Source organism: Arthrobacter silviterrae, assembly GCF_011045165.1.
GTDB classification, from domain to species: domain Bacteria; phylum Actinomycetota; class Actinomycetes; order Actinomycetales; family Micrococcaceae; genus Specibacter; species Specibacter silviterrae.
The window spans coordinates 41,295-53,671 of record NZ_JAAKZI010000016.1 but is presented as its reverse complement, the minus strand read 5'-3'; the positions used below and the strand labels follow the sequence as shown (position 1 = coordinate 53,671).

Sequence of the window (12,377 nt, the reverse complement as noted above, 5' to 3'; positions counted from 1 at the left end):
ACTAAACGGCCGGTGCCCGCGTCCCACAAGGGGTGCGGGCACCGGCAACCAATACAGGAGGAGCCGCAGGTGGCCATCTTTGCCGACATGATCAGGGAGGGTGCTGATTTTGGGCCGGGGGATGCCGAATGGCTGCACCTTCTGGTGGGGGACTGGCAGCTCATTGCCGATCTTGCCTTTGCCGACCTGGCCCTCTGGTTCCCACACCCCCGGAAGGGGTACGTGGCGCTGGCGCACGTGCGCCCGTCGACCAGCCACACCATGTTCCACACCGACTTTGTGGGCGAAAGCATCCGCCCTGAACTGGAGCCCCTGGTCAATTCCGCCTGGCGGAGCCAAAACATAGAGCGATCCACTGAAACCAGCATCTGGAATGCCGACATGGCCATGCGGGTGGAGGCCATCCCCATGGTCCGCAACGGCCGCACCCTGGCCGTGATCACCACGCACATGGACCTCTCCAGCTCGCGGATGCCCTCACGCCTGGAGCTGACCTACCGACAGTGCGCCTATGACCTGCTGAAGATGGCCACGCTCGGGCTGTGGCCCGACTTTGCCTCGCCCACCGGGTCCCGCCGCGGTGCGCCGCGTGTGGGCGACGGCGTGCTGCGGCTGGATGTGGACGGAATCGTCCAGTATGCCAGCCCCAACGGGGTATCGGCCTTCCGGCGCCTGGGGGACGGGGAATCCCTGGAGGGCCGCTCCCTGGCGGAAGTCACCACCGGGCTGCTCAAGGACCGGCGGATGGTGGACGAGACGCTGCCGCTGGTGGTAACGGGGCGCATGCCGTGGCGGACGGAAATCGAATCGCGCGGCGTGAGCCTGTCACTGCGGGCCATCCCGTTGCGTGATGCCACCGAGCGGTTTGGCGCCCTGGTGCTCTGCCGCGACGTGTCCGAGTTGCGGCGCCGGGAACAGGAGCTGGTGACCAAGGATGCCACCATCCGTGAGATCCACCACCGTGTAAAAAACAACTTGCAGACCGTCGCGGCCCTCTTGCGCATGCAGTCACGGCGCATGCACAGCGAGGAAGGCCGGCAGGGGCTGGAGCAGGCCATGCGCCGTGTCTCCACGATCGCCCTGGTGCATGAGACCCTGTCCCAGGGACTGGCCCAAAATGTCGACTTTGATGAGTTGATCGACCGCCAGTTCCGGCTCTCCGCCGAGGTGGCGTCACCATCCCAGAAGGTGCACACCGAGCGTGAAGGAATTTTCGGCGAGCTGCCCAGCGACTTTGCCACCCCGCTGGCACTGGTGATCAACGAACTGGTGACAAACGCCGTCGAACATGGCCTGCAGGACCGGGAAGGCACGGTCCGGATGACGGCCAGGAGATACAAGAACAGCGCCGGCGACGACGCCCTGGCCGTCACGATCGAGGACGATGGCGTGGGTTTGCCCGCCGGCCACATCGCCGAGGGGCTTGGCCTGCAGATTGTGCGCACCTTGGTCACCAGCGAACTGGGCGGCACCATTGAGTGGACGCCGCGTGAAGGCGGCGGCACCACCGTGTTCCTGGAAATGGCCCTGATACGCCGGCATTAGAAGGCGCCATTAAAGCAAGCGGCCCGCAGCTGCGGTTGAAACGCACCAATTCCCTGGCGTGATGTTCAACCGCTGCTGCGGGCCGGCCGCGAGTGGCTAGCTGGCGCGGCGGGCGCGGGCGGCGCGGCGCTTCATGGCGCGGCGTTCGTCCTCGCTCAGGCCACCCCAAACGCCGGCGTCCTGGCCGGACTCAATGGCCCACTTCAAGCAGGTGTCGATGACTGGGCAACGACGGCATACGCTCTTTGCTTCCTCGATCTGCAACAAAGCGGGCCCGGTGTTTCCTACGGGGAAAAACAATTCCGGGTCCTTGTCGAGGCAGGCTGCGCGACTACGCCAGTCCATGCTGATCACTCACTCCTTATTAGAACGGGAGGCTGTTTGTGAAATATTTCACGTTTGGCCACATAAGAAAAGGGCCTCTGCGGCCCCTTTAGGTCATTGAGTTAAGCGTGTCATGTTAACTCTTTGTAAACAAGGGGTATTGATGCATAATTTGCACTCCACACGTGAGCGATGCGTCACAAACGCCAAGGCGCCCATGGCTGTTCCCCGACTATGTCCGGTAGGGTGCACTTGTGTCAAGACCTCCCCGGAACCCGCAGAACCAGCCAGCCCCCGAGCCGCAGGAACCTGTGCCGTCCAAGGGAGCCGTCCCATCCAAGGGCGCCGTGCCCCCCACAGAATCGGGCTTGCGGCCGCCCCGGCCGCTTGGCGTGGTGGTCATAGCGGCTGTCGTGGCGCTTGAGGCGCTTGAGCTGGCCGCAGCCGCCCTCTGGCTCGGCATTGGGTCGTTTTTCCAGCCGCCGCAGTCCCTTGCCAGCTCTGTGTTCCTGGTGGTGTTGACACTGGCCCTGGCAACCGGGCTGGCCGCCGTTTCCGTCAACGCCTACAGGGGTTTTCGCTGGACGAGGTCAGCTGCGTTCGTGTGGCAACTGCTCATGGTGGCGCTGGCCATGCCTGCGTTATTTGGCGGTGCGGTTCCTGTTGGCGTGCTTTTGCTGCTGCCGGCGTTGGCTGGCATCTACTATTTGTTCACGCCCAGGGTGGTGGCATTCTCGTTGCGGACCGGCGGCGAACACCCCGTGCTGTAGTTGTACACGGTCATCTCACTCCCCGGCCCGGCCAATGTCGGCGAAGGGGAACTGAAACCACTCCACGCTGCCGCGAACCACAAGGACTGCGCGTCCGGAGGGTTCTGAACCCGCGGTGTCCAGGCGCACGCCCAGCACTTCTCCGTCCAGGGCCCTCTTCGGGCCGAGGATGATGCCGTGCTCCATGTTCCTCAGCCCCCATTCCAGGGGCAGGCGGGACAGGGACGGCAGATGGTTGGGAAGGGCAACCACGGCCACTGACCCCTGGTCCAGCTGGCGGCCCAGCTCGGCAAGGGGTACAGGGTCCAGGGCGATGGCGTCGTCCACCCACAGAACGGGCGGCCCCGGCTGCGCGGGCAGCCCGGCGTTCAGTTCCGGCCCATTGAGGGCGCGGACGGACCGCAAAAAGGTTGAGCGGCCCGAACCCGGCCCGCCAAGCAGGGGCAGCACGGTCCCGGCCTGGATTCTCACGGTGATGGGGGTGCGGCCGTCCCCGCCGAGGCCCACAAACAATGAAGCATAGCCCTGGCACTGGGATGTTGCCGGTGACGAGCTGCGGTTGCCGGGGGCGCCGCCATGGCTGTTGCTGCCACTGTCGCTGCCGTTGCCACTGCATCGTTGTGTCTGCAGCCTGCGCATGGTGTCACGGGCCTGGCCCAGTGTCAGCGCCTCCGGAAGGTCGCAAACCACAATTGGCGGCTCGGGCGGGAGCTGTCCGCGGTGGGAAGCCTGTCCTGAACCTGTCCGTCCCGTGTTTGTGCCCGGTGCTGCGTCTAACAATGGTTCCGAGACGTTGCCTTGGTAACTGACGGTGCCGGCGTGCAGGGGGTGGCGGGAGGACGTTGCGGCTGGCGTGCCAAGCTGGGCAGTGTGGGGATCGTCGGGCAGCCCTCCTGACGCCGCGGCATTGATTGGCCCAAAGACGGCGGCCCGGCCTGGAAGCGGTGCAAACCGCGGCAACTTGGGCCACAAAAGCGTGGACTCCGTGCTGGCCCGGTGCGGGAGGAACAGCCGGTTGGGAATTGAAGCCATGAACGGTGCTGTCAGGAGCTCGCGGTCACCGCCAAGGACCACGCTGACGTTGCACGCGCCGTGGCGGACCAATCCGGTCAGCTCGTCCTCGGCCCATGGCCAGGGGCTCGACCTGAATCCGGCCAGCCAGCGTCCCCAATCGGAGGCGAACAGCACCAGGGAGGTGGAGTCTGAACCGGCCAAACCTGCCAGGCGCTCCAGCAGCCGGGCAGCGGTGCGAAGCCGGCGGGGAGAGGCGTACGCGCCCACCGCAGGGTCCCCGGCAAAAGCCTGCAGGGAGCCATCGCCGTCGAGGAGGTAAGAGAAATGTGGAATGGGTTCGAGTTCGGTGGAACGTGCCCTGATGAATTGGCCCGCAAGCAGCCGCACCGCGGCGGAGGATTCCGACCGTGTGCCCACGCATGCCACATGGGAATGAGTGGCAGGGCGCCAGAGGAGGGGCTCAATGGATTGGGCTTCGGGCACATCCATCACTCCCAACAGCAGTCCTGGCCCGCCAACCTCCGGCAACACAACCGTCGCGGCGGCCTCGCCCGGGCCAGTTCCGGCAGGGGCCGAAGGGGCCAGGCCAGTCACGTCCACTGTGGCAGGAAGGTCAGGCGCAACGACGGCTGGTGCGGCCGCCGGCCTGCCTTCGGCGGCGGGCCCCGCTCGATACAGTTCCCACGCTTCCGTCAGCATCGCTGCCACCGGTGCTATGTCGCTGTCGGGGGTACGGCCAGCAGTGCCACGATCCGCATGCCCGACGGCGGCCTGTCCGGCACCCTGCGCCAGCGCGTCGGCTGTTGCGAGGGCCATGGGGCGGATGGCTGACTCCTCGTCAGGAAGGCGAAGGGTGGCGCACTGGAACTGTGTGGGACGGGCGCCTGCCCGGCTGATGTAGGCGCGACCGGGGGTTCCAACGCTGATGGAGGCTGCCGATCCCGATCCGATGACGTCCTGGGAATCAAAAGTGCTTTGCACGCGCAGGCACACCGAGCTGGTGACGTTGGCGCGGATGTCGGCACTGATGGCACCCTGCGGGCGCTGGGTGGCCATGACCAGGTGGATGCCCAGTGAGCGGCCAACGGCAGCTATTCGCATCAGCTCCGCCATGGCTTCTGGAAACTGGTCCACCAACACCCGGAATTCGTCCACGACAATCATCAAGTGGGCCATCCCCGCGTTTCGGCCAGCATGGCCGGAGCGGTAGGAGTCGCTGTCCGCTGCTTCGGCGCGCCCCAGCATGGACTCCCTCCTGTGGATTTCGGCCCGGAGTGATGCGATGGTGCGTGCAATGCCGTGGCCATCCAAGTCCGTAACCAGGGATGTCGTGTGGGGAAGCTTTTGCATGGTGCCCAATCCTGCCCCGCCCTTGAAGTCGATAAAAACGAATTGCAGGTCGACTGGCGAATGGGTGGCTGCCAGGCTTCCCACCAGAGTGCGCAGGAACTCGGATTTTCCCGAGCCGGTGGTGCCGCCCACCAAGAGGTGCGGGCCGTGGCGGGTGAAGTCAAAGAGTTCGGGACCGGAGGGGGACTGCCCAATGGGAACCGGGGCTATCGGGCGGTTTGTCGTGGCGGCCCATTGGCGCGCCACCCCGTCCGGCGTGCATTTGGAGAGGGGCGGCACCTGGCAGGGTTCCAGGGAATTCCGCCGTGAAGGTGCGGCCGTTGCGGAGCGGGCCCTGGCCCTGGCGTACCGGTCAAAAAGGAGGGCCGGAACACCGTCCGGGACAAACGCCACCCCATGCGCCGTTCCGGCCACGCAGTTCCCCTGCGCGCGCAGGGTGGCCGCGGCGGGAACGCCGGCCCCAACCCCGCCTGTGAACGTTACTATCCGAAGCCCCGGGCATGCGGCTTCCACGGCAGTGACGGACATGTCGACCGCCACCAGGACGCACGGCGGCCCGCCTCCGGTTCCATTCGAAGTGGGTTCAGGGGGCGGCGACTGTTCGGCTGGAATGCCGGGAGGGCACAACGCCTGAATAGTTTCAATGGCGGATTCAGGGGTGGTTGCCAGGAATGTGTTGCGGAGAAACCGGGCACACAAGGGCACTCGGTCAGGGGCTCCAAGCAACACCACGGGCACTGCGGCGGAATCCAGCTGCACCAAGACGAAGTTCAGCAGCAGTGCCAGCGCAGGGGCAGCGCCACGGAGGTGGGTAGCCCCTGCCTGCAGGGGGACAGCGACAGGAAGCCCGCTGACAATGGGCGCATTGAATCCGGGGCTGGCAGGGAACAACACAAGGTTGGCGGCTTGGGTGGCCGTTCCCAACCGGATGGCGATGCCCCTGGCTGCGGGAAAACCCGGCGCTGGAAAAGATCCGCCTTCGGGGTTCCCGGCAGTGGAAGCCTGTGCCATGGCCAGGTATTCGTCGGCGCCCGGGAATGCCGCCATCCGGCGGGCGGCGTCTCGCCGGGCGGCATTCGCCACGGCGGCGGCAAAGTCCCGGCGGTGCCTGGTTCCGCCGAGGACGGGCACCAGGACCGTGACGGCGCCCATGCCCGCAAAGGCCAAAAACATCCACGAGCCGGTCAGCCAGGCAAACAGGACCCCGACCACCAGGGGCAGCAGGCCTGCGGCGACCATGGCCCAGCGTCCGCGTGACATTCCGGCGGGAGCATCCAGGGACAGGGGCTGCAAAACGCCCGGGTCCAGCAGCCCCGGCCGTTGGGCTGGCGGTGTGGCATGTTCCCCCGCCCCGGGCGCCCCCGCAAGGGGCGTGCCCGGCGCAAGCATTCCCGGGGCGGGTCCGCGCGCCTCCGGGCGAGCCGTGGCAGGCGTTGCCGTTGGTGCGGGCGGGATGCCCCCGGGAACGTCCAACAGGATGGCGAAACCGGTCATGCCGCAGCTGACCAAGTCCCCCACTTGCACGGCCACGGCTCCCTTGACCGGCGTTGCGCTCGCCGTGGGGCGGCGGTCCCAGCCCGGGACCACCCTGAACCCCGTGGAGCCATGCGCCGGCGTCAATGTCATGGCGGACTCTCCCACGTCCAGGGTGCCGTGAAAACGGGACAGGGTGGGATCAGGAATGGGAATCCTGCAACGCCCCCGCCCCAGCGTGTAGCTGCCGCGTTGCAGCGGGAACAGTGCTCCGGCCGCCGGCCCTGACCGGACGGCCAGTAGTGCCGGCGCGCCCAGGGCATGGGGACGTACACCCGATGCACGCCCCATCCCGCCGTGCGAGAAAGCTTCTGGTTTCAGGCGTCCCGGATGAACCACCACGACGGCGCCGTCCACCAGCGGAGGGTGCCCCGGCCGCAGGGCGGCCACGGAGCGCCCGGCCACGGAGAAGCCGGCACCGGGCCAACGCGCGGCCAGAGCCTCCCAGGCCCCGCTGCCAGGCTGCGTGCTGCCAGGCTGCGTGCAGCCCATCTCGGCCTGCCCAACGGAGTCCGTGGCCTCAGCCTGCCCGCCCCCAGGGCCCGGAGGCGGGCGCCATGGTGCATCCTCAGGGACAGACAGGCTCAGCTCCACCGCCGGAAATGGCGCCATCCCCGGTCCAGCCACAGCGGTGACCTCCAACTGCATTTCCCACCACCTCCTGTGTGTGCACCGCTGCCAATGCGCGGCCGGGGACCGGCCTGCTGGATTTTCAGCCTAGGCGGGACGGAAGTGTCCGCAAGCGCCGGCGTCGTGCATTGTCAACAAGCAGCCGCCCGGCAGGGGCTGTGGAGGGACAAATGGCACTCCGGCCAGTGCAACCACCGGTCTGCGGGCATGGCAATCAGCCTGTGAAGTGCCCCGGGTCATAGCTACCCGCAAGCAATGATTGGGTAACGGTCGGGTAACCTAGAACGGTAGACGTGGCACCGCCGTGCCCGTAAACCACTACACAGGAGAGTTTGTGAACGCTGACCTAGTCGTCGTCGGTTCGGGTTTCTTTGGCCTGACCATTGCAGAACGGGCCGCAAAAGAGCTGGGATTGAAGGTGGCCGTCCTGGACCGCCGCCACCACATTGGCGGCAACGCCTACAGCGAGAACGAGGCCCAGACGGGCATCGAGGTGCACCGCTACGGCGCCCACCTCTTTCACACCTCCAACGAACGCGTCTGGGAGTACGTGAACCGCTTTACCCAGTTCACCAACTACCAGCACAAGGTTTACACCTCCCACAAGGGCGAGGTGTACCAGATGCCGATCAACCTTGGGACGATCAACCAATTCTTCCGCTCGGCCATGGGCCCTGGCGAGGCCCGTGCGCTGATCCAGGAACAGGCCGGCGAGCTGGCGGGCACCGACCCGTCGAACCTGAACGACAAGGGCATCCAGCTCATTGGCCGCCCGCTGTACGAAGCGTTCATCAAGCACTACACGGGCAAGCAGTGGCAGACGGACCCCAAGGACCTGCCGGCGTCGATCATTTCGCGGCTGCCAGTGCGCTACAACTATGACAACCGCTACTTCAACGACACCCACGAGGGCCTGCCGGTGGACGGCTACACTGCCTGGATTGAGCGCATGGCGGACCACCCGAACATTGAAGTGGTGCTGAACACCGACTTCTTCGACGACGGCGAATTCAGCCGCAAGTCAGTCCTGGGGCAGGTGCCGGTCATCTACACGGGCCCCGTGGACAGGTACTTTGACTATGCTGAGGGCGATTTGTCCTGGCGCACCATCGACCTGGAGCAGGAAGTGCTTCCCGTGGAGGACTTCCAGGGCTGCTCGGTCATGAACTATCCGGATGAGGACGTGGCGTACACGCGCATCCACGAGTTCCGCCACTTCCACCCGGAACGGACGTACACCAAGGACGCCACGGTCATCATGCGCGAGTTCAGCCGCTTTGCCGAGAAGGGCGACGAGCCGTATTACCCCGTCAACACCAGCGACGACCGCAAGAAGCTGCTGGCCTACCGCGACCTCGCCAACGGGGAATCGGACGTGCTCTTTGGCGGACGCCTGGGCACCTACAAGTACCTTGACATGCACATGGCCATCGGTTCGGCCCTGAGCATGTTTGACAACAAGATCAAGCCGCACTTTACCGGCGGGGCGAAGCTGCAAAGCGGAGGAGTTGACGCGTGAGCGTAGACGTGAAGACTGAAAGCACGACGGCGGCGGAAGAGTCCCGTAACTGGCGCACCCTTCAGCGGGTCATCCTGCCCGGTGACGCTGACCAGGAAACCCTCCCGCTTTACCTCGACGCCGGGACCTCGGCGGGTGCCTTCGGGGCATCGCCCACCACTGTCCGCGGGGAACGCCGGGAGAAGACCACCCGTGCTGCTGAGGGCGGCAACGCCGCGCGTTTCGAAGACGTCGTGTCCCGGACCGCTACATCGGCCCGTCCCGGCCAGCGCCTGTCCTTCTCGACATACTTCAACGCGTTCCCGGCAAGCTACTGGCGCCGCTGGACGCCGTTGCGTTCCGTTCGGCTGCGCGTGCAAACAGAAGGAGCCGGAACGGTCTCCGTCTACAAGTCCAACGCCCGCGGTTCGCTCCAGCACGTGGAGACCGCCAGGGTCAGTGGAACGGTGGAAAGCACGTTCGACTTGTCCCTTGCGCCATTCGGCGACGGTGGCTGGTACTGGTTTGACGTCACCGCCGGAGCAGATCCGGTGTCAGTCCACCGCGCAGAATGGCTGACGGATCAGGATCCGCGTAGCAACGGAACCATCACCGTTGAGATCACAACGTTGAACAAAACAGATTTCTGCATCAACAACCTGCGAATCCTTGGTGCCCATCCCGAGGCCATGACTGCGGTCAAGGAAGTCATCGTGGTGGACCAGGGGACCCAGAAGGTTGCGGACGCCGACGGCTTTGACGAGGTTGCCCGGGCACTGGGCGGGAAACTGCGTATCATCAACCAAGACAACCTTGGCGGGTCCGGCGGGTTCGCCCGCGGCATGTATGAGGCTGTAAAAAACTCCAGCGACTACGTCCTGCTGCTCGATGACGACGTCGTGGTGGAGCCAGAGAGCATCACCCGCCTGTCGGTCTTCGCCGACTACTGCAAGAAGCCAACCCTGGTTGGCGGGCACATGTTCGATCTCCACGACCGCAATGTGCTCCACACCTTCGGTGAGGTGGTCAACCCCTATATCATCGGGCCAGATGAGCCCAACCCGGACCAGGAAATGCGCCATAACTTTGCCCAGGACACCCTGCGCGAAACTGCGTGGATGCATCGCCGGGTGGATGTGGACTACAACGGCTGGTGGATGTGCCTGATTCCCACCCAGGTCATCCGCGAAATTGGCCTGTCCCTGCCGGTATTCATCAAGTGGGACGACGCCGAATACGGTGTCAGGGCGAAAGCTGCCGGCTACCCCACGGTCACCCTGCCCGGTGCCGCGGTTTGGCACGTGTCGTGGATTGACAAGGACGACATGGTTGGGTGGCAATCGTATTTCCACACCCGCAACCGGTTCATTTATGCGCTGCTGCACAGCCCGTATGAATTTGGCGGCGGGCTGGTGGAGAATTCCCTTAAGTTGGATCTCAAACACAATATTTCCATGCAGTATTACACCGTTCAGGGCAGGATCGATGCACTGCGGGACCTGTTAAGGGGCCCCGACAGCCTGCACGGGATGCTGTCCACACGGCTCCCGGAGATCCGGGCAATGGCCAAGGGTTATACCGAGACACAGTTCAAGCCGGATGTGGACGACTTTCCCGCCATCGCGATCGCTAAGCTGCCCCGCAGGGGCAAGGGCTTTTCCGTTCCTTCGCTGGTCAAGCTGGCGCCGTGGCTCGCCAAGAACGTGGTCCGCCAGGTGGCCACTCCCGTCTCCGCGCAACGCCAGCAGCACCCTGAGGCCGTGGTGGCCCACCAGGACAACAAGTGGTGGCGGATGTCCCAGTTCGACAGTGCAATTGTCAGCAATGCGGAGGGGAGTGCGGCGTCCTGGTACAAGCGCGACCCCAAGCTGGTCCGCAAGCTGCTCGTCGACAGTGTCAAGGTCCACGGGGAAGTCTTGCGGGAGTGGCCGCGCCTGAAGCAGGAATACCGCCAGGCACTCGCGGGCATTACATCCATTGACGCGTGGGAGAAGACCTTCGCCGAACATAGCGAAACAAGTGAAAACTAAACTCTTGGAATCGACGAAGGACGACCTGGTACGTCCGGGCACCAGCGGCGGACTGGCAGACGTCTATCGAGAGCGCTTTTTGCTTAAACTGCTGGTACGCAAGGAATTGAAGGTGCGTTACCGCGGTTCCGTGCTTGGCATTATTTGGTCTTATGTAAAGCCCGGCGTGCAGTTTGTGGTGTTTTACCTGGCCCTTGGCGTGTTTTTGGGAATGGAGCAAAGTTCCACCAACAAGGGGGGACTGGCCAACTACGCGATTTACTTGTTCTCCGGCATCATCCTGATCAACTTCTTTACCGAAGCCTTGGGGAACGCATCGCGGTCCATCGTGGGCAATGGCGGGCTGATAAAAAAGATATACCTTCCCCGGCAGCTGTTCCCCGTTGCCTCGGTATGGGTGTCCGCGGTCCATTTCTTTCCACAGCTGTTGATCCTGGTCGTTGCGTGCCTCTTTTCAGGCTGGCACCCGTCGCTGCTCCAACTTCTCGCTGCCGTGGCGGGATTTGTTATTGTGGCACTGTTGTCGACGGGCCTTGGCCTGCTCTTCGGTGCGGCAAATGTGTACTTCAGGGACTCAGAGAACTTTGTGGACATGCTCCTCATGATCGCAACGTGGGCGTCACCGGTTATGTATTCCTGGACGATGGTTCAGCACAAGCTGGGCGAAATGTGGTATTCGATCTACCAGGTCAATCCCATCACCATCGCCGTGGAGACCTTCCATTATGCGTTTTGGCTTCCGACGACGGACGGATCCGCGGGCATCCCGCCCCACCTTTTGTCCCTGTGGATCCCCGTTGGCTTGGTTGTTTCCGCTGCTGTTCTGCTCTGGGGCCAACTGACTTTCCGACGCCTTGAGGGCCGTTTTGCGCAGGAGCTCTAAGATGACTACCGCTATTGAAGTTCAAGGCATTAGCAAGCAATTTGTGCTGCGTCACACACGCTCCCTCAAGGAAGCCTTTATCTGGCTCATTAAGGGACGCAAGGGCGACTTGTCGGAGAAATTCCACGCCCTCAAGGACGTGGACTTGATGGTGGAGCAAGGTGAAACCGTAGCCCTTTTAGGGTTCAACGGGTCCGGCAAGTCCACCCTCCTCAAGCACATTTCAGGTGTCATGATTCCAGACACCGGCAGCGTTCGCACACGCGGAAAGGTGGCGGGCCTGATCGAGGTTGGAGCTGGATTCCACCACGACCTTTCCGGCCGGGACAACGTCTACCTCAACGGAGCCATCCTCGGGATGACGGAAGCACAGATCGACGAACGTTTTGAATCGATCATCGAATTTGCGGAGATTGGCCAGTTCATTGACACCGAGGTGAAGTTCTATTCTTCCGGCATGTACTTGCGCCTGGCTTTCTCTGTGGCCGTGCACACGAACCCCGAGGTATTTCTTGTCGATGAGATCCTTGCTGTTGGGGACGAGCCATTTCAGAAAAAGTGCATCGCCAAGATCCAGGAGCTGGCCGCTGAGGGACGGACGCTCGTAGTCGTCAGCCATGACTTGGATCTGGTCGCACGTATTTGCGAGCGCGGAGTGGTGCTTGACCATGGCGAAGTGACCTTTGACGGTGGAATTCATGAGGCCGTTGCAAAATTGCGCGGCGCGTAACAGGCAGCCTGCCGCTGGTGAGAGCCGGTGGGGATTTACCTCACTTTTGGGCTGGCGTCCTTGTCCTCCA

8 protein-coding genes are annotated in these 12,377 nt (G+C 63.9%); 6 read left to right on the top strand and 2 right to left on the bottom strand.

Annotation, left to right across the window (positions count from 1 at the left end; translation table 11 throughout):
- The first annotated feature begins 69 nt into the window (after positions 1-69).
- A complete protein-coding gene (locus G6N77_RS10585) occupies positions 70-1,545 on the top strand; it encodes a sensor histidine kinase (RefSeq protein WP_165182130.1) in 1,476 nt (491 codons plus the stop codon).
- Positions 1,546-1,641: 96 nt separating this feature from the next.
- On the opposite strand, the gene G6N77_RS10580 is transcribed toward G6N77_RS10585, so the two are convergent.
- A complete protein-coding gene (locus G6N77_RS10580; RefSeq protein WP_038469266.1) occupies positions 1,642-1,890 on the bottom strand; it encodes a WhiB family transcriptional regulator in 249 nt (82 codons plus the stop codon).
- 233 nt (positions 1,891-2,123) lie between these two features.
- On the opposite strand from G6N77_RS10580, the gene G6N77_RS10575 reads away from it, so the two are divergent.
- On the top strand, positions 2,124-2,639 hold the full coding sequence (locus G6N77_RS10575) for a hypothetical protein (RefSeq protein WP_306987056.1): 516 nt from the start codon (positions 2,124-2,126) through the stop codon (positions 2,637-2,639).
- Between the two features lie 15 nt (positions 2,640-2,654).
- Here the strand turns inward: G6N77_RS10575 and G6N77_RS10570 are convergent, their stop codons facing one another.
- Positions 2,655-7,184 (bottom strand): FHA domain-containing protein, encoded by a 4,530-nt coding sequence (locus G6N77_RS10570; RefSeq protein ID WP_165182129.1) that lies wholly within the window; start codon positions 7,182-7,184, stop codon positions 2,655-2,657.
- A gap of 316 nt (positions 7,185-7,500) precedes the next feature.
- Here G6N77_RS10570 and glf point away from each other — a divergent pair, with 316 nt between their 5' ends.
- Genes glf through G6N77_RS10550 form a run of 4 tightly spaced genes read left to right on the top strand, consistent with a single transcriptional unit; the run spans position 7,501 to position 12,307 of the window.
- Entirely contained in the window at positions 7,501-8,685 is a 1,185-nt protein-coding gene (glf, locus tag G6N77_RS10565) for a UDP-galactopyranose mutase (protein WP_165182128.1), read from the top strand.
- Positions 8,682-10,694 (top strand): glycosyltransferase, encoded by a 2,013-nt coding sequence (locus G6N77_RS10560; protein ID WP_165182127.1) that lies wholly within the window; start codon positions 8,682-8,684, stop codon positions 10,692-10,694. The genes glf and G6N77_RS10560 overlap by 4 nt, the downstream gene beginning before the upstream one ends.
- Before the next feature lie 4 nt (positions 10,695-10,698).
- Positions 10,699-11,577, top strand: coding sequence for an ABC transporter permease (locus tag G6N77_RS10555; RefSeq protein WP_165182126.1), 879 nt, complete (start codon positions 10,699-10,701; stop codon positions 11,575-11,577).
- 1 nt (position 11,578) lies between these two features.
- On the top strand, positions 11,579-12,307 hold the full coding sequence (locus G6N77_RS10550; protein WP_165182125.1) for an ABC transporter ATP-binding protein: 729 nt from the start codon (positions 11,579-11,581) through the stop codon (positions 12,305-12,307).
- The last annotated feature ends 70 nt before the right edge of the window (positions 12,308-12,377 follow it).